This window comes from Stenotrophomonas maltophilia, assembly GCF_025642255.1.
In the GTDB taxonomy this organism is placed as follows: domain Bacteria; phylum Pseudomonadota; class Gammaproteobacteria; order Xanthomonadales; family Xanthomonadaceae; genus Stenotrophomonas; species Stenotrophomonas maltophilia_P.
In genome coordinates, this window is the sequence record NZ_CP106759.1 from 959,457 (window position 1) to 977,064 (window position 17,608).

Consider the following 17,608-nt stretch of genomic DNA (forward strand, 5'->3'; position numbering starts at 1 on the left):
TGCCGGGGCGTGCCCGGCATCGCGGTCCCCATTACTGCGGCAGCACTTCCAGCGTGGCCACGTAGCTCAGGCGACGCTTGGCGGCCTGCTTCACCGAGGTCTTGTTGTCTTCAGTGCCGGTTTCCAGCCAGTACATGCCGGCTTCCGGCCAGGTCACCTTGATTTCGCCCTTGGCGTCGCTGGTCACCTTCAGTTCGTCCTGCGCGTTGCGGTAGCGGGTGGCGCCGCGCACGATCTCGAAGGCAAGGCCAGCCGTCGGCTTGCCGTCGACCAGCACGCGGAAAGTGGCTTCCTCGCCGGCGAACAGGTCGTTCGGGTGACCGACCGCAACCAGCTCGATGCCGCGGTTGGTCGGCTTCAGTGCGGTATCGTTCGGCGCGCCATTGGTCACGAACGTCTCCACGCGGCCGACCGACTGGCTCACTTCCAGCTTCTCCGCGTCCTTGGGCAGTTCGCCGAAGGTGGCGGCGGTACCGCGCCAGCGCTTGCGCTCGCCGTTCTGTTCGTAGGTGGCGAACAGGCCGTCATTGACCGAAGCGATGCGGTAAGTGCCCTGCTGCTTCAGCTCCAGATCGAACACGCTGCGGTACTTGCCGGTCGAGGCGTTCTGCGGCTGCACGGTGCTGCCGTCCGGCGCGGTGATCACCAGCGATTCCAGGCGCAGCGGCACGTGGTTGAAGTAGAACAGGTCGTTGGAGACCGCACCATCAACAGTGATCCACGGCGCATTGCCGGCGATCACGGTCTGCGAAGGCAGCAGCCAGGCCTTGTGGGCGAGTGCGGAAAAGGGAAGGGCAGCGGCCAGAGCGGCGGCGAGGACGAGCGTGCGCTTCATGCGGAAGACTCCAGGGACGTTGGATGGGTGGGGTCAGAGCCCTTCCTGCGGAAGGGATCCGACCCCGGAGTCAAATCCCCTTCCAACGGAAAGGGCTCTGACCCCGGCTCAGGCGGTTACGGTTTGATGGCGAGGGTCACCTGGCCCAGTTCGGTGGCGCCCTGCGCCTTGCCGTTCTGTGCGGCGGTGGCCGGCCAGGTGAAGGGGATCTTCAGCAGTTCGCGGCCACCGACTTCGCGCACCGCTTCCACCACCAGGGTGTAGTTGCCCGGGGCCAGCTGCTTCAGCGCCGGCTGCTTGTCGTTGAACGACAGCGCGTGCTTGCCGGCCGGGCGGGTTGGGCCGGTCACGCCGTCCACCGGCACCTGCAGGGTGCGGCCGCTCTTGCGCCACCACTGGCGCAGGTCGGGCAGCCACTTGGTGCCATGGCCTTCGTTGTTGCTGGTCTGCTGGTACCAGACCGACAGGTTGGCCGCGACTTTCTGGTCGGCGCCTTCCAGCCACACCGCTACGTAGGGACGGTGATACTCGGCGACATTGAGCTTGGGCACCTCGACGTTGATGTCGAGCGTGGCGGCATAGGCCGGCGAGGTGGCCAGCAGGCCGCTGAGGGCGATGGTCAGGGTGACGCGCATGGGGCGGCTCCGGTGAAGGGGATTCGATGGTTCAGTGGATCAGCAGCAGGGCGATCAACAGCGGGATCATCAGGCCGAGGCCGACCAGCGGCCAGGTCATGCGCCGCTGCCGTGCATGCAGGTGCAGCAGGAACAGGCCGGTGATGCAGAACACCAGGCAGGCCACGGCGAACAGGTCCAGGAACCAGCCCCACGCCGGGCCCGCGTTGCGCCCCTTGTGCAGGTCGTTGAGGTAGGACACCACGCCGCGGGAGGTTGATTCGTATTCCACCGCGCCGGTTTCGCGATCGATGCTGAGCCAGGCGTCGCCGCCGGGTCGCGGCAACGACAAGTAGATCTCCTCGGCCGACCACTCGGCCGGGCGACCGCCGATGGCGATGCCCAGCTGCGTATCCAGCCATTGCCGGGCCGGGCGGGGGATCGGCGCGTGGCCGTCCTCGCGCGTGCCGAGCTGGCCGAGCAGATCGGCCGGCAGTTGCAGCTGCTGGTTCTGCACCTCGGGCTTGGCCTCGATCTTCGCTGCATGGTTGAGGGTCAACCCGGTCACCGCGAACAGCAGCATGCCGATCAGGCACACCGCCGAGCTGATCCAGTGCCACTGGTGCAGCGTCCGCAGCCAGAAGCCGCGGCTCTGTTGCTGTTGCACGTTGGAGGGAGCGGAACGGCTCACGACGGGATTCAGGACGGATGCGGACTGCGCATTACATCATTGATGAGAATAGCTCGCAATTGCGTATCGTTCTGTATCCCGGTACCGGCCAAGGCCGGCACCGGGCAGGGTCGCCTCAGAACTTCGCGTTGAGCGAGATCCAGTAGCTGCGGCGCTGGTCCTTGGTCGCGTAATCGTCCACGCAGCTGAACTCGCTCTGGCTGATCAGCAGGCACGACTGCGAGACGAAGTCCTTGTCGAGCAGGTTGTTGACGCGTGCGTTGACGGTCAGCCATGCGTTGGCCTTCCAGCTGCCGCCGAGGTGGAAGATCGTGTAGTCCTCGTAGACGCGGTCGTGGCTGTTGCCGGCCGCATCGAGGATCGTATCGCGGTAGCGGTCGTAGCGGCCTTCGCCGATCAGCGACAGACTGACCGCGTCGCTGACCTGCCAGTTGAGGCTGGCGTTGGCCATATGCCGGGCCGGCATGGTGCCACTGATCGGCAGTCCCTTCTGCGGGCCACTGGTCTGTTCGCTGCGGGTCCAGGTGTAGTTGCCCCGCAGCTGCAGGGTTTCCAGCAGATCGACGTGCGCGGCCAGTTCGGCGCCACGGGTTTCGGCCTTGTCGATGTTCACGCTCTGGGTGAAGGTGCTGTAGCCCAGCGAGGCCCAGCCCGGCCCGATGTCCACGCAGTAGCCGCTGCCGGCCGGAGCCACTTCGCAGTTCGGGAAGGTGCCGCCGCTGGCGATCTTGTCTTCGAACCGGTTGAAGAAGCCGGTGACGTTGAAGCCCCAGCGCTGGCCTTCGTAGTAGGCAGCCAGCTCGTAGTTGGTGCTGGTTTCCGGCTTGAGGTTCGGCGAACCCACCAGCGGCAGCACGCCCTGCCCACCGAAGCCGGTGATGCCCGGGAACAGCTGGTCCGGGCGCGGGGTCTTGTAGCCGGTGCTGACACCGCCCTTGAAGGTCCATGCGTCGCTCGCATTCCACACCAGGTAGCCGCGCGGGCTGACATGGCTGCCGAACACGTTGTGGTCGTCGTAGCGCAGGCCGAAGGTCGCCGTGAGGGTATCGGTCAGTGCCCAGTTGTCCTCCGCGAACAGGGCCCACATGCGGTGCTTCTGCCGGGTGTTGCTGCGGTAGCCGGCGCCATCCATGCCGAACACCCCGTCGACCATGTCGGTGTCGTTGTACTGTCCGCCAACGGTCAGCTTGTGCGCGCCGAAATCGAGGTCGAGCATCGTGTCGAGCACGTAACCCTCAAGCTCCATCGTGCGCAGCGGACGTGGCAAGAACGCCTGCAGGCGCGCCATCTCGCTCGGGTCGAGGGCCGACAGTGCATTGCCACGACCGGCCGCACAGTTGTTGGCGGCGCCGGTGCGGCGGCAGACGTCATTCCACAGCGTCTGCAGGTTGGCGCGCTCGTCCAGGGTCAGTGGCAGCGAACGGCCGAGGTTGCTGCTCTTGCTGTGGGTCAGCGAGGTCTGCCAGGTGCCGAAGCTGTAGCGGCCCTGATGGGTCAGCGATACCTGGTCACGCTCATAGCGCTGGTAGGCGGTGTAGCCCACGCGCGGCTGCACCACGCGGCGGGTGATGGTGCCGCCGCCATCCGGATCGGGGATGACCGCATTGCCGACGCGCCACAGGCTGGCCAGGCTGTCGAGCGTGCCGGTCTGGCCCTCGCTGTTGTCGTACTTCTGCCGCGACACGTCGTAGTCCAGCCACAGTTCGTGGTCGTCATTGACGTGGACGTTCAGGCGCACGCCCGTGTTCCAGTTGGTGTTGGCCACCGACTTGCCGCCACCTCCGAAGCCGATGCTGCGTTCCCACAGGGTGCCATCGGGCAACGGCAGCGCATCCCATTCCGGATTGGACGCCTTCGCATCGTAGTAGCTGCCGCGCACGGACAGGCCCAGGCGGTCCTTCAGCAGCGGACCACTCAGGTACACGTCGGTGCTGCGGGCATCGCCGAACTGGTCGTCCTGCTGCACGGTGAAGCCCTGGGTCAGCGCGCCGTGCCAGCTGTCCTGGTTGCGGCGGGTGATGATGTTGATGACACCGCCCATCGCATCCGAGCCGTACAGCGTGGACATCGGGCCGCGCACCACTTCGATGCGCTCGATCGCATCCAGCGGCGGCAGGTAGGAGAACTGTCCGCCACCGAAGTTGTTGGGATACAGCTGGCCGACGTTGCTCTGGCGGCGGCCGTCGATCAGTACCAGGGTGTATTCCGAGGGCAGGCCACGCATGGAGACGGTGGCGCGGCCATTCTTGTCGGTGGCTTCCAGGCCGACGTCGATGCCTTCCACATCGCGCAGCGCATCGACCAGGCTGGTGTAGGGGCGCTTGCTCAGTTCCTCGCGGCTGACCACGCTGATGCTGGCCGGGGCATCGGTGATCTTCTGTTCGAAGCCGGAGGCGGTGACGACGACCTTGTCCAGGGTCTGCGGCGCACCGGCGATCTCTGCATGGGCGAAAGCAGGGGCCGCCATCGCTGCCAGCACGGCGCTGGTCAGCAGGGGGCGGGACAGGGACGAACGGACACGATGGCGCTGGGCCATGGCAGATACCTCGAAAGATGCAGAGAGGTGCGATGCCGGGCGCGGAGCGCGCACGGCAGGCAGGGAAAGCCCGGTCAGGGGCGGCAGGGATGAAGCAGGCAGCGGCGTGTGGACGCGACCGCGCAGGCGGTCACGTCGGGCCGTGGATCAGGCGAGCGGCGGCGCCTGGCCGCGTTGCTGGCGACGCCCGGGCGCGTCGGCCCAGGGCGTGTCCGGAGCGGCCAGCGGCCAGTCCGGGCGCACACCGGGCATGGCCGGCGTGGCGGGTACGAGTTCAAGTTCGGTACGCAGCCACTGGCTGGCCAGCAGCAGCGGCGGCGCCTTCTCGGCCGCTTTTACCGGGGCGGAGGCACAGCGGCGCAGCTTGGCCGGGGCTTCTTCCTGCAACGGGCCTTCGCCGCCACGTTCTTCCAGCGGCATCTGCAAGGTCATCGCTGTGGCCGGGTGCGGCAGCAGCGGCAGAGTGCCCAGCAGCAACGCCAGCATCGCCACCCATGCCAGCAGGCTGGCCAGCGCGGGACGCTGGCCGCGCATGGCGGTGCCCATCTTGCGATGGATGAGTGGGCGAGGGCGGAGCGGGCGCAGCAAGCGGGGGTCCCCAGATGGTTTGCCGGCAACGGCCAGCATCAACGGGGCGTGATTGTAATGAGAGCTGTTAGCGGATGCAAATGAGAATGATTGCTAAAATGTAGGGGCGCGGACTGGAGTGGCTCAGACCTCGCTCCAGCGTCGCAGCAGGTTGTGATACACGCCGGTCAGCTGCAGCACCGCATCAGCGTCGCCTCCGGTCTGTCGCAGGCGCTCGATGGACGTGTCCATTTCCCACAGCAGGCGACGCTGTACATCGTCGCGGATCATGCTCTGCACCCAGAAGAACGACGCCACGCGTGCGCCCCGGGTAACAGGATTGACCTGGTGCAGGCTGCTGGAGGGATAGACGATCAGGTCGCCGGCTGGCAGCCTCACCTCGTGCTCGCCGTAGGTGTCGCTGATGATCAGCTCGCCGCCGTCGTACTCGTCCGGCGCCGACAGGAACAGGGTGCAGGAGATGTCCGAGCGCAGCTGCTCGCCGTTGCCCAGGTTCATCACTGCGCCATCGACGTGGAAGCCGTAGGTGCCGCCGCCGCGGTAGCGGTTGAAGCGTGGGGGGAGGATCTTCAACGGCAGTGCCGCAGCGAAGAACAGCGGGCTGCGCCGCAGTGCGGCGAGCACGCCGGCACCCAGCTCGGCTTTCACTGGTGACGCGTCCGGCAGCTGTTCGTTGTGCTTCACCTGCGCACCCTGGGCACCCACGGTCTCGCGGCCATCGGTCCAGTCGGCGGTGTCCAGTTGCTGGCGGACCTGTGCCACTTCATCAGCGGTGAGCACGTTGGGAATGTGCAGCAGCATGGTGTTGCCTCGTCGTTGCGCGGGGGAGCCGGGCTCCCCCGCGCCAGGACATCAGAAGCGGATGTCCGCGCTGAGCAGGAAGGTGCGCGGGGCACCCGGGGTGTAACGGTAGCCGCTCTTGTTGATGCTGGCCACGTAGGCCTTGTCGAACAGGTTGTAGCCGTTCAAGCGCAGCGAGATGTTCTCGTTGACCGCCCACGACACCACGGCGTCGTACACCACATAGGACTTGGTGAATGACGGCGTGCCGACAGCACCGTCGGTGCCACGATGCATGCCGGCGGCGTAGCGCACGCCACCCCCGACGGTGATGCCGTGGGCCAGCGTGTAGCTGGTCCAGCCGGTGAACGTATCGTCCGGCGTGTACGTCAGGTTGGTGGTGCCGTCGGCAGCGACCTTGGCGCCTTCCTTCACTTCGGTGTCGAGGTGGCTGAAACCGGCCGACACCGACCAGTTGTCGGTCAGGCGGCCCACGGCGGACAGCTCCACGCCCTTCACGCGCTTGCTGCCGGTCTGGGTCGGGTTGCCGGCCTCGTCGAGCACGGTGGTATTGATCTCGTTGTCGACGTCGGTCTGGAACAACGCCAGGTTGACGGCCAGTGCATCCTCCAGGAATGCCCACTTGCTGCCGACCTCGAAGGTCTTGGCCTTCTGCGGGTCCAGCTTGGGGTTGTCGGCGCTGCTGGTCGAGCTGCTCAGCTGGAAGTTGGCACCGCCCGGGGGCTGCTGCGAGATCGCGTAGTTGGCATACACGCTGACCGTGTCGCCCACCTTGTACAGCGCGCCCAGCTTCCAGTTCAACAGAGTGTCGGAGGCCTCCAGCGTGGGGTTGCGCAGCACGGTGCCGGCCGGATTGCTGCCGCAGGCGGGACCACTCCGGCCGCCGCAGACCGAGGCGCTGGCGTACTCGGTCTTGTAGTGGTCGGCACGCACGCCGGCAGTCAGCAGGAAGCTGTCGCCGAATGCCAGCGTGTCGAACAGATACGCCGAGGACGTGGTGGTCTTGCCGTGGGCATCGGCGCCGTTATGCGCCCAGGTCAGCCCGGTCACGTTCCAGTCCGGGTCGTACAGGTTCGCGGCAGGCCAGCTGGTGCCGCCGGTGGCCGCCTGGCCGTAGCTGTCCAGTTCTTCGCGGGTGAACTCCAGGCCTGCGCTCAGGGCATGGCCGATGGCGCCGGTGCTGAAGTCGGCCCGCAGGTTCAACTGGTCGGTCAGGATGGTGTTGCGCTGGTCCTTGAAGGTCGGCAGGCTGCGCGCGATCGTGTAGGTCGAACGGTCGGCGGGGTTGGTGTAGCCGATGTTGCCGGTCGGACGACCATTGGCGCCGAGCGCGCCGGTACCCATGAAGGCGGTGAGCAGGTAGTCCTGCTCGGTGCGGCCCCAACGCGCGGTATTGGTCAGGCGCACGCTGTCGTTGAAATCATGTTCGAAGCGGAACGTGGCCATCTTCGCGGTCACGTCGTCGTGGTCGGCACGGGTGCCGTAGAAGTTCTCCGGATCCACCGGATGCCCGGCCAGCGCTTCGAGCGTCGGCTGCGGCGTCCAGCCCGGCAGCCCCAGGGTCGGCACGCCGCCGTCGGGGACGTTGTCCTGCTTCACGTACAGCAGGTTGAGGTAGTAGCGGGTGGCCGTGCCCAGGCCGAACGCCAGCGACGGGGCCAGGCCCCAGCGCTTGTTCTGCACGTGATCGCGTCCGGGCTGGTCGCTGTCCTGCCACATCGCGTTGACGCGCAGCGCACTGGTCGCACCCAGCGACTGGTTCCAGTCACCGGTCGTCCGGCGTTGGTGGTCACTGCCCAGCGAAACGCTGGCCGACGTGGCGTCCTGCAGGGTCGCCTGCTTGCTCACCAGGTTGATGGCACCGGTCGGCGCCGAGCGACCATTGTCGGTCCCTGCCGGCCCCTTGGTCACTTCCACCTGTTCGATGTTGAACACGTCGCGCGAGATCGAGCCGAGGTCGCGCACGCCATCGACGAACAGGCTGTTGGAGGTGTCGAAGCCGCGCATGAACAGCGCATCGCCGGTGGTGGTGTTGCCGTTCTCGCCGGCATAGAAGGTGCCCACGCCCGGGCTGTTGCGCAGCGCTTCGGTCAGGGTGGTGGCGCCCTGCTGGTTGAACAGGTCGCTGGTGATGACCTGGATGGTCTGCGGGGTGTCCTGCAGCCGCTGGGTGAACTTCGGCGAGGCGACCTTGTCGGCCTTGTAGCCATGTGTGGCGTGCACGTCGATCTTGTCCAGCGTGCGGGCATTGTCGGTCGCTTCGGCGTGGGCCAGCGCGGGCAGCGTGGCCAGGCCGAGGCCGGCGGCCAGGCTGGCGGTCGCCAACGGCAGGTTGCGGAGTGGGGAGGCGTGCTTGCGGCTCTTGATCGGGTTCATGGGTCTGGGTGGGTAGCGGGACAGGAACGATCCGCCGGTGCCGGATGACGGCGCGGCAGGCAGGATCGGAAGCGGACTCGAAGCGGGATCGGAGGTGGAGGTCCGGCAAGCGCCGGACGCCCGGGCGCGGCCGGGGAGAGCGTCAGCTCAGCAGGGACGGAGGCGCCTGGCCGGGGGGGTAGTGGTAGCGCGACGGGAGCGCAGGGGCCGGGTAGGGTGACGGCGCGGTTGCCGGCACCGGTGGCGGCACCGGAAGCGGGCCACACAACCGCCGCAGCAGCGGGGACTTGATGCTCCGACTGTCATCGGGCTCGGCTTCCACCCGCGGCATGGCCTGCTCGCGGGAAGGCGTGCCAAAAGGCGCTGCGGGCAGGCTGTCCTGCGCCTGCAGCGCCGGCGTGGTGACCAGCGAGTTGCGCGACCCTTCATGCAGCGCCGACCATCCCAGCAGCAGTGCCAGCAGCAGCGCAGCCAACAGCGGCCCGCCCTTGCGGGCAAGCTGGCAGAGCGTAGCGATGGGCGCGGGCGAGGCCATGGCGCGGCGGTGGGCATTACGAAGATGTTACGTAGAGTAACAGCAACGATAATGATTCGCATCTTCGGTGTTGCGGGAGGCCCGTGTCTGGCTCCTCGCGGCCCTGTGCGCGCCTGCAGGGGCCTTCCCGGGGGCGGGTGTCGTCCCGGTCAGTCTCGGTCGTCGCGGGTCCAGATGGCGTCGTGCTCGCGCTTGACCGGGAACTTGGGGACCGGGCTGTACGCGGGGGCACACAGGGCACGGCCATCACGCACGTCGAAGCGGGCACCGTGCAGCACGCACTCGACGCTGCCTTCGGTGGTGTTGAACTCGCCGGAGGACAACTCGAATTCCTCGTGCGTGCACTGGTCTTCCAGGGCATACAGCTCGCCGTCGAGGTTGAACACCACGATCGGCGTACCGGTAACCTCGTCGAACACGCTCTTCATTTCACCCGGCAGCAGGTCGCTGCCGGCGCAGACGAAGGTCCACGCGTCGCTCATGCGGGGGCTCCCACCAGCGGCTTTTCCAGGATCTCGAAGCGCAGATCGTCGCGCTTGGGAATGCCGAAGCGCTCGTCGCCGTAGGGGAACGGCTTCTTGATGCCGGTGCGGCGGTAGCCACGGCGCTCATAGAAGGCGATCAGTTCGTCGCGCACGTCGATCACGGTCATCTGCATCACCGGCACGCCCCATTCGCGCGCGGCGTGGGCTTCGGCCGCATCCATCAGCTGCTTGCCGACGCCGCCACCCTGCTGGGCCGGATCGACCGAGAACATGCCGAAGTAGCCCTTGCCGTCGACATCGGCGACGTGGGCGCAGGCCACGAGGCGGTCCTCGCGCTCCGCCAGCAGGATGGTCGAGCGGGGCCGGTCGAGGTCGGTCTGGATGCCTTCGGCATCGATGCGGGCGCCGTCCAGCAGGTCGGCTTCGGTGGTCCAGCCGGCCCGGCTGGCGTCACCCCGGTAGGCGGAGGTCACCAGCGAGATGAGGGCGGGGATATCGGCCGACGTAGCGGCGCGGAAGGTCAGGGTGCTCATGGCGCCATTCTAGGTGGGGCGTGGGCCAGGCCGCACGCCCTTCTGCACTGGCGATGCGAGCCGGGGATTCGACCGCCGATGGAAGCACTGTCGTGAACGGAGCCTTGACGCCTTTCGATTCAGTGCGGCCCGGATTGCGCCAATTGTCCTCGTGCCGACCAATCATATTATGGAGAATCAAAATGGAGCGCGAATCACTATAAGGGATGAGGATGCGGTACCAGGTAACGATACGACGCCTCGGAATCGACAATGGGTTCTGACGGGTTGAAGGACAACCTGATGCGAGGCGTGTTGATGAACAACTTCCGGGAAAGTGACTGAAGCAGGGATTTCGATGAATACTGGATTTTTTCTGTCTGCTGTAGTGTCGCTACCGCTTCTGGCCTCTTGCGTGCAGGATCAGGATTGTGTGCTCAAGGTTGCCAATCAGGATCACGATAGTTCTGCATCTCAGAAAATACATGCTGAGATGGATAAAATCATTCGGTCCCGCCCTGTCGCTGGAAAGGGTGAGGTCAACGCGGAATTGGTGGTGTCGCAGCTCGAGCTCTCCCGGGACGGTCGAAGGGATAGAAGGATTTTCTACGTACTAACGGGTGGTGGCGGAAGTTTCTTGGCTGCTTCGACGTGTGATGCTGACGAAGGTCAGTGTGCTTCGGTCATTGTGGAGAGAATGATCGGATTCTGTGAAAGAACATAAATGTGGTGTGCGAAGTCTCGGGAGCGATTCCAGTGAGAAATTCCCCTGTGCTTGGTGGCTTTGGAAGACTGGTCGGTATTCTTGTGGCCGTGCTTTGCCTGTCAGGACTCGCAGCCTGCGATGGAAGGGAGGGGGAGGGGAGTAGGGTCATAAATAACGACCCGGGAAATGTGAGGATAAATCGATATGCGGCGTTGCTTGAGTCCGATTTCGAGGCTTCCGAAAGTGTGCCGGAAACTCAACTCTGTAGGGTGCATTTGATCGACGCTAGGCCATCATTTGATCAGGCGGGGAACGAGAAGCTGAGGATCTATTTCGTCTTGACCAACCATCAAGGTGTCGTCATGTCAGCGGACACCTGTGGACTTCCAGTCGACGAGTGTGTGGCTCTGATCTCCCGGAGGTCAAGGGAGGAATGCCGATTGCCTGATCGTTGGGCGATAGACTGAGCCCGAAGGTGATAATGACCCTCCCGCGATAACAGGGCGATACGATTTTTAGAGAACCCATGCGAGCGGCATTTGGGATTGCCGCTAAGAACGCATTACTCTGGAATTTCCGTGCCAGAGCCATTGCTTGGAGGGCAGTAAGATGTTTCCTATTACCACGGCTTTCCTAATGCTTGTTGCGACTGGCGTGGGATGCGATTGCAGATCCGGTGGCTGGGCACAAGTGGTTCAGAAGACTGAAGCGCTCGTTTTGCACAGGGAGTCATTTAGGGTGTCGAGAGATCCAGTGGGGTCTGAATACGAAGCCGCCTGTGTCAGAATTCGATTCCAGATTGATAAGCGTGGGGAGCCGATCAATGTCAGCATTGACAAGAGCTCTAGAAATAGGGCGATCGATGTTGCTGCTAGAGAAACATTGAAGAAGTTCAGGTTTGAGTTGCCTCAAAGCGATTCTGAGGGAGAATTTGCATTGGTGTTTGACTATCCGTCGAGAGATGCTCCATAAATCGAAAGTCGGAAAGTGATCCAAGATTGGCCCTTGACAGCCTATGGAATACCAGGCCACACATTGCGGGCCTTGTCCTCATTGCGGAGATCGGGTGGATTATCGCCCAGCATGCGCCGACAGCGAGTCCGGAACCTCGCTCACCATCTTCTGCTTGGCCTTCGGCAGCTCGCTGATTCACTCCAACTGCTGCTGCAGCACGGTTGGGGTCATGTTGCTACCGACGGCTGTACATCACTGTGCGTCGAATCCGCTCATGCCTGGCAGCTGTGGTCATTTCACTGGGGCTGCAAGGTTGTGATTGGTTGTCGGATCCTGTGATCGTTGTAAAGAATGTTGGAAGGGACGTGATCCACGACATCAGCTTGGAGGTCGGCGGTGGTGCGATTGATCTCGGAACAATTCCTGCCAGTGAAAGCAGGGCTGCAAAACCGGAGATCGCTGCTGATTCCTCGCTTGTTGTAACGTACTACGAGAATAATGCCCGTGTGGCTTGCTATGGAGACGTGTATTTTACGAACAATCTCTATGTCAAGGTTGAGGCGGATGGGGGTGGAGGGGTTTGCCGTATAGCGGAAGTTGCGGATTGATGTGAGCGGTGGAGTGTGTCTGGAGAATTTTTATAGTGCAGTGTCAACGTGAGGGGCGATGAAAAGCCTTGTTGAGAGTTACCCCGTTTGGGCTTCCATCATTCTAGGTGCCATGTGGATAAACGCATTTGCGGCTCACAGGATGTTGCTGAAAATCGAGCGCGAACGACCAGAAGTACTTGCTGCAGCCGGAATCATCAAGGTTGATTGGTGGCTTGGGTGCTTGCGTGGTATCGCAGTGCTTGCCCTCACTTCCAAAGGGAAGGCGCTCCATCACGGTGAACGGTGGGTGTTGAGGGGCGTCGTGATGACGTACGTCTTCTTGATTGCTTCCGGGGTATCCATGCTCGTTGGCATGTGAAAGGCGAGGTCTCAAGGCCGCTGATGGTGGAATGGTTCGGCATTACGATGAGATTGCCCGTTCCTGGCATCACTCGGCATTTCCCAGTTTCACCTCTACTGGCTTGCTTCCCACGAGCAATAAAAAACGCCGCAGTCCCCTGCGGCGTTCCCGTATTTCCCTGGCTCTGGCGAATCCTCAGCCGAGCAACTTACGTACCTTGGTCAGCGCGGTCATGAACCGCTCGATCTCTTCGTGCGTGTTGTAGAACGCCAGCGAGGCACGGCAGGTGGCTGCGACGCCGAAGTATTGCAGCAACGGATGTGCGCAGTGCTGGCCGGAACGCACGGCCACGCCTTCCAGGTCGAGCAGGGTGGCCAGGTCGTGTGCATGCGCGCCGTCGATCAGGAACGAGACCACGGCCGCCTTCTCCGGCGCTTCACCGATGATGCGCAGGCCCTCGACGCGGCGCAGCTCTTCGGTGAAGTGGGCGAGCAGCTCGGCTTCCCGCGCCTCCACGTGCTCCTGGCCGATGTCCTGCAGGTAGTCGGCGGCCACGCCCAGCCCGATGAAGCCGGCGATGTTCGGGGTGCCGGCCTCGAACTTGTGCGGGGCATCGTTGAACACGGTGCCGTCAAAGCTGACTTCCTTGATCATCTCGCCACCGCCGAGGAACGGCGGCATCGCGTCCAGATGCTCGCGGCGTGCCCACAGGGCGCCGGTGCCGGTCGGTCCGCACATCTTGTGGCCGGTGATGGCATAGAAGTCGCAGCCGATCGCGGCGACGTCGACCTTGCGGTGTGGCGCGGCCTGCGAACCGTCCACCACGGTGATGATGCCGCGCTTGCGCGCCTCACGGCAGATCTCGCGCACCGGGTTGACCGTGCCGAGCACATTGGACACGTGGGTGACCGCCAGCAGCTTGACCTCGGGGGTCATGGCCGCACGCAGCGCATCAAGGTCGAGCGCGCCATCCGGGGTGATCTCGGCCACGCGGATGGTGGCGCCGGTACGCTGCGCGACCAGCTGCCACGGCACGATGTTGGCGTGGTGCTCCATGCGCGAGACCAGGATTACATCACCGGACTTCAATCGCGGCAGCGCCCACGAGTATGCCACCAGGTTGATGGCGAAGGTGGTGCCGCTGCACAGCACCAGATCGCTGGGGCGCACGTTGAGGAAGCGCGCCAGTTTGTTGCGCGCACCTTCGTAGGCATCGGTGGCTTCACTGCCCAGGGCATGCACCGCGCGGCTGACGTTGGCGTTGTAGCGGCGATAGAACTCATCCACCGCGCCGATCACCTGCACCGGTTTCTGGCCGGTGTTGGCGTTGTCGAAATAGACCAGCGGCTTGCCATGCACTTCACGCATCAGCAGCGGGAAGTCGAGACGCACGCGATCCCAGTCAGGGGCGCTGGCGCGTTCTTCGATCGGGCGCGGGGTGGAGAGATTCATGCCACACCCGCCTCGGCCAGGGCCTTGTCCAGGCGGCGTGCCAGCTGCTCGCGCAGCGCGTCCGGCAGTACCTTCAGCGGCTCATGGCAGAACGCGGCACTCAGCAGTGCCTGCGCCTGTGCCTGCGGCAGGCCACGCGAGCGCAGGTAGAACAGCGCGTTCGCGTCGAGCTGGCCGACGGTCGCACCGTGTGCGGCTTTCACTTCGTCGGCATCGATCACCAGCACCGGCTGGGTGTCGATCTCGGCGTCGGCCGACAGCAGCAGGTTCTTGTTGGACAGGTTCGCGTCGGTGCCGTCGGCGCCTTCGCGGATCTGGATGCCACCATGGAACACCACGCGGCTGCGGTTGGCGGCCACGCCGCGCCACAGCAGCTCGCTACGGGTATCGCGGGCGATGTGGTCGATGCCCAGGCGGGTATCGACGTGGCGGCGGCCATTGCCGAGCAGCACCCCATTGGCGGTCAGCTGCGCGTTGTCGCCCTCCAGCCGTACGTTCAGTTCGTGGCGGCTGAGCGCGGCGCCCAGTTCCAGGTCCACGCGGTGATACTGCGCGTCACGGGCCAGCACCGCGTCGGTGCGCAGGATGCTGGTCTGGCGTGCACTGCCGGCCTGTACGCGCGCATGCTTGAGCACGGCATCGCGCGCAACGTGGACGTGCAGCACGGTGTTGTCCAGGTGGGCGGAGTCACCGACGCTGAAGCGGTGTTCGACCACGCCCAGGCTGGCGCCGGCACGCAGTTCGATCAGGTGGCGGTGGTGCCAGGCCAGATCGGTGTCACCGGCGACGCTGGCGAACACCAGCTGCAGCGGTGCCTCGACCTGCACGCCGTCGTCCACGCGCAGCACCGCGCCTTCATCGGCCAGGGCGGCATTCAGGCGGGCGAACACTTCGTCGCTGCGCTCGTAGCGGCGGCCGAGGAAACGCGCGGCATCCTCACCGGCGGCCAGCGCCGAGGACAGCGGTTCCAGCTGCACGCCGGCCGGCAGGCCGTGGGTGTCGCTCAGTGCGTCGCTGAGGCGGCCGTTGACGAACACCAGGCGCGGCGCGGGGATGTCTTCCAGCACGGCCACATCCAGCACCGGCGGCGACAGCGGCGCGGCGGCGAAGGCACGGCGCTCCAGCTGGCGCAGCGAGGTGTACTTCCAGGCTTCGTTGCGGGCGGCCGGCAGGCCATCACGCAGGGCCGCATCCAGCACTTCGCGGCGCGCATCGCTGCCGCAGAAGGCCTGGGCCATGGAATCAAGCAGGGCGCTCATCAGACCGCCGCCTCGGGCACGACCCGGTCCTTCAGGAAGTCATAGCCGTGCGCTTCCAGTTCCAGCGCCAGTTCCGGGCCACCGCTCTTGACGATGCGGCCGTCGGCCAGCACGTGCACCACGTCCGGCTTGATGTAGTCCAGCAGGCGCTGGTAGTGGGTGATGACCAGGAACGAACGGTCGGCGGCGCGCAGCGCATTGACGCCGTCGGCCACGCTCTTCAGCGCATCGATGTCCAGGCCCGAATCGGTTTCGTCGAGGATCGCCAGCTTCGGTTCCAGCACGGCCAGCTGGAAGATCTCGTTGCGCTTCTTCTCGCCACCGGAGAAGCCTTCGTTGACGCCACGGTGCAGCAGTTCGTCCTTCAGGTGCAGCACGGCCAGCTTCTGCCGTACCAGCTTGAGGAACTGCATGGAATCGAGTTCGTCCTCGCCGCGTGCCTTGCGCTGTGCGTTCAGTGCCGCGCGCAGGAAGTAGGTGTTGTTCACGCCCGGGATTTCCACCGGATACTGGAACGCCAGGAACAGGCCGGCAGCGGCGCGCGCTTCCGGGTCCTGGTCGAGCAGATCGACCCCGTCGAACCGGACGCTGCCCTCGGTCACTTCATAGCCGTCGCGGCCCGCCAGGACGTTGCCCAGGGTGGACTTGCCGGCGCCGTTCGGGCCCATGATGGCGTGCACCTGGCCGGGCTGGACGTCCAGCGAAAGGCCCTTGAGGATTTCCTTGTCGCCGATGCGGGCGTGGAGGTTTTCGATCTTCAGCATGGTGGGAATTTCCGTGAGGCGGGCCGCAGCCCGCCGATAAAAAGAATGCGTTGCGAGGGCAGGGCTCAGCCCACCGAACCTTCCAGCGAGACTTCCAGCAGCTTCTTGGCCTCCACTGCGAATTCCATCGGCAGTTCGCGGAACACCTGCTTGCAGAAGCCGTCGACGATCATCGACACCGCGTCTTCCTGGCTGATGCCACGGGCGCGGCAGTAGAACAGCTGGTCATCGGAAATCTTGGAGGTGGTGGCCTCGTGCTCGACGGTGGCGCCCGGGTTCTTCACCTCGATGTAGGGGAAGGTGTGGGCGCCGCACTGCTTGCCGATCAGCAGCGAATCGCACTGGGTGTAGTTGCGTGCGCCCTCGGCATTGCGGTCGACCTTGACCAGCCCGCGGTAGGTGTTCTGGCCGCGGCCGGCGCTGATGCCCTTGCTGACGATCTTGCTCTTGGTGCGCTTGCCGACGTGGATCATCTTGGTGCCGGTGTCGGCCTGCTGGCGATGGTGGGTCAGCGCGACGGAGTGGAATTCGCCGACCGAGTCATCGCCCAGCAGCACGCAGGAGGGATACTTCCAGGTGATTGCCGAGCCGGTCTCGACCTGGGTCCAGGTGACCTTGCTGCGTGCACCGCGGCACTCGGCGCGCTTGGTGACGAAGTTGTAGATGCCACCGACGCCGTTCTCGTCGCCCGGATACCAGTTCTGCACCGTGGAGTACTTGATCTCCGCATCTTCCAGCGCCACCAGCTCGACCACCGCGGCGTGCAGCTGGTTCTCGTCGCGCATCGGCGCGGTGCAGCCTTCCAGGTAGGACACGTAGGCCTTGTCCTCGCACACGATCAGGGTGCGCTCGAACTGGCCGGTGTGGCCGGCGTTGATGCGGAAGTAGGTGCTCAGCTCCATCGGGCAGCGCACGCCCCTGGGAATGAACACGAAGCTGCCATCGGAGAACACCGCCGAGTTGAGCGCGGCGAAGTAGTTGTCACCGACCGGCACCACGGTGCCCAGGTACTGGCGCACCAGTTCCGGATGTTCCTTGATGGCTTCGGACATCGAACAGAAGATGATGCCCTTCTCGGCCAGCTCCTTGCGGAACGTGGTGCCGACCGAGACCGAGTCGAACACCGCGTCCACCGCCACGCCGGCCAGCTTGGCGCGCTCGTGCAGCGGCACGCCCAGCTTGTCGTAGGTATCGAGCAGTTCCTTGGGCACGTCATCCAGCGAGGCGTACTTCGGGCCCTTCGGTGCCGAGTAATAGCTGAGCGCCTGCAGGTCGATCGGGGCGATCTGCAGCTTGGCCCAGTTCGGCATCGGCATCGTCAGGAAGTGGCGGTAGGCGTCCAGGCGCCACTGCGTCATCCATTCCGGCTCGTCCTTCTTGGCGGACAGCGCACGGATGGTGTCCTCGTCCAGGCCCGGGGGCAGCGAGTCCGATTCGATGTCCGTGACGAAGCCGGCCGAGTACTTGCGGCCGAGCTGCTCATGGATCTCGCGGTTGGGGGTGTCGTCGTGGGCGACGGTTTCGATGGTTTCGGTGGCCATGGGGGGCT

17 protein-coding genes are annotated in these 17,608 nt (G+C 64.9%); 3 read left to right on the plus strand and 14 right to left on the minus strand.

Annotated features, from left to right (window positions below; genetic code table 11):
• Window positions 1-31 precede the first annotated feature (31 nt).
• The 10 genes from N8888_RS04515 to N8888_RS04560 form a co-directional block, all read right to left on the minus strand.
• Window positions 32-835: a DUF4198 domain-containing protein gene (locus N8888_RS04515; RefSeq protein ID WP_111185997.1), complete on the minus strand. Its 804-nt coding sequence runs from the start codon at window positions 833-835 to the stop codon at window positions 32-34.
• Window positions 836-951: 116 nt separating this feature from the next.
• The gene (locus tag N8888_RS04520; protein WP_065174546.1) at window positions 952-1,470 is read right to left on the minus strand and encodes a DUF2271 domain-containing protein; all 519 of its coding nucleotides are present in this window, start codon (window positions 1,468-1,470) and stop codon (window positions 952-954) included.
• A 31-nt stretch (window positions 1,471-1,501) separates the two neighbouring features.
• Window positions 1,502-2,140: a PepSY-associated TM helix domain-containing protein gene (locus N8888_RS04525; protein WP_180875378.1), complete on the minus strand. Its 639-nt coding sequence runs from the start codon at window positions 2,138-2,140 to the stop codon at window positions 1,502-1,504.
• A gap of 115 nt (window positions 2,141-2,255) precedes the next feature.
• Window positions 2,256-4,676, minus strand: coding sequence for a TonB-dependent receptor domain-containing protein (locus N8888_RS04530; protein WP_262219182.1), 2,421 nt, complete (start codon window positions 4,674-4,676; stop codon window positions 2,256-2,258).
• A 147-nt stretch (window positions 4,677-4,823) separates the two neighbouring features.
• Window positions 4,824-5,222, minus strand: coding sequence for a hypothetical protein (locus tag N8888_RS04535; RefSeq protein WP_053516642.1), 399 nt, complete (start codon window positions 5,220-5,222; stop codon window positions 4,824-4,826).
• A gap of 165 nt (window positions 5,223-5,387) precedes the next feature.
• Window positions 5,388-6,065 carry a Fe2+-dependent dioxygenase gene (locus N8888_RS04540; RefSeq protein WP_111185999.1) on the minus strand — a complete coding sequence of 226 codons (678 nt, stop codon included), beginning with the start codon at window positions 6,063-6,065 and terminating at the stop codon, window positions 5,388-5,390.
• 51 nt (window positions 6,066-6,116) lie between these two features.
• Window positions 6,117-8,441, minus strand: a complete 2,325-nt coding sequence (locus tag N8888_RS04545; RefSeq protein WP_263177759.1) for a catecholate siderophore receptor Fiu — start codon at window positions 8,439-8,441, stop codon at window positions 6,117-6,119.
• Between the two features lie 142 nt (window positions 8,442-8,583).
• The gene (locus tag N8888_RS04550; protein WP_263177761.1) at window positions 8,584-8,976 is read right to left on the minus strand and encodes a hypothetical protein; all 393 of its coding nucleotides are present in this window, start codon (window positions 8,974-8,976) and stop codon (window positions 8,584-8,586) included.
• A 149-nt stretch (window positions 8,977-9,125) separates the two neighbouring features.
• Entirely contained in the window at window positions 9,126-9,458 is a 333-nt protein-coding gene (locus N8888_RS04555; protein ID WP_053516647.1) for a non-heme iron oxygenase ferredoxin subunit, read from the minus strand.
• The gene (locus N8888_RS04560; RefSeq protein WP_263177762.1) at window positions 9,455-9,994 is read right to left on the minus strand and encodes a GNAT family N-acetyltransferase; all 540 of its coding nucleotides are present in this window, start codon (window positions 9,992-9,994) and stop codon (window positions 9,455-9,457) included. Before N8888_RS04560 ends, N8888_RS04555 begins: the two co-directional genes overlap by 4 nt.
• Before the next feature lie 1,321 nt (window positions 9,995-11,315).
• Here N8888_RS04560 and N8888_RS18800 point away from each other — a divergent pair.
• From N8888_RS18800 to N8888_RS04570, 3 genes are all read left to right on the plus strand, one after another.
• Window positions 11,316-11,651, plus strand: a complete 336-nt coding sequence (locus N8888_RS18800; protein WP_430542980.1) for an energy transducer TonB family protein — start codon at window positions 11,316-11,318, stop codon at window positions 11,649-11,651.
• A gap of 347 nt (window positions 11,652-11,998) precedes the next feature.
• On the plus strand, window positions 11,999-12,241 hold the full coding sequence (locus tag N8888_RS04565; protein WP_263177763.1) for a hypothetical protein: 243 nt from the start codon (window positions 11,999-12,001) through the stop codon (window positions 12,239-12,241).
• A 58-nt stretch (window positions 12,242-12,299) separates the two neighbouring features.
• The gene (locus tag N8888_RS04570; protein ID WP_065174551.1) at window positions 12,300-12,602 is read left to right on the plus strand and encodes a hypothetical protein; all 303 of its coding nucleotides are present in this window, start codon (window positions 12,300-12,302) and stop codon (window positions 12,600-12,602) included.
• A 177-nt stretch (window positions 12,603-12,779) separates the two neighbouring features.
• Here N8888_RS04570 and N8888_RS04575 read toward each other — a convergent pair whose 3' ends face one another.
• The 4 genes from N8888_RS04575 to sufB form a co-directional block, all read right to left on the minus strand.
• On the minus strand, window positions 12,780-14,036 hold the full coding sequence (locus N8888_RS04575) for a cysteine desulfurase (protein WP_263177764.1): 1,257 nt from the start codon (window positions 14,034-14,036) through the stop codon (window positions 12,780-12,782).
• On the minus strand, window positions 14,033-15,295 hold the full coding sequence (gene sufD, locus N8888_RS04580) for a Fe-S cluster assembly protein SufD (protein WP_065182414.1): 1,263 nt from the start codon (window positions 15,293-15,295) through the stop codon (window positions 14,033-14,035). The genes N8888_RS04575 and sufD overlap by 4 nt, the downstream gene beginning before the upstream one ends.
• Entirely contained in the window at window positions 15,295-16,059 is a 765-nt protein-coding gene (gene sufC, locus N8888_RS04585; protein WP_053516654.1) for a Fe-S cluster assembly ATPase SufC, read from the minus strand. The genes sufD and sufC overlap by 1 nt, the downstream gene beginning before the upstream one ends.
• Before the next feature lie 65 nt (window positions 16,060-16,124).
• The gene (gene sufB, locus N8888_RS04590; RefSeq protein WP_065182413.1) at window positions 16,125-17,600 is read right to left on the minus strand and encodes a Fe-S cluster assembly protein SufB; all 1,476 of its coding nucleotides are present in this window, start codon (window positions 17,598-17,600) and stop codon (window positions 16,125-16,127) included.
• Window positions 17,601-17,608: the final 8 nt, after the last annotated feature.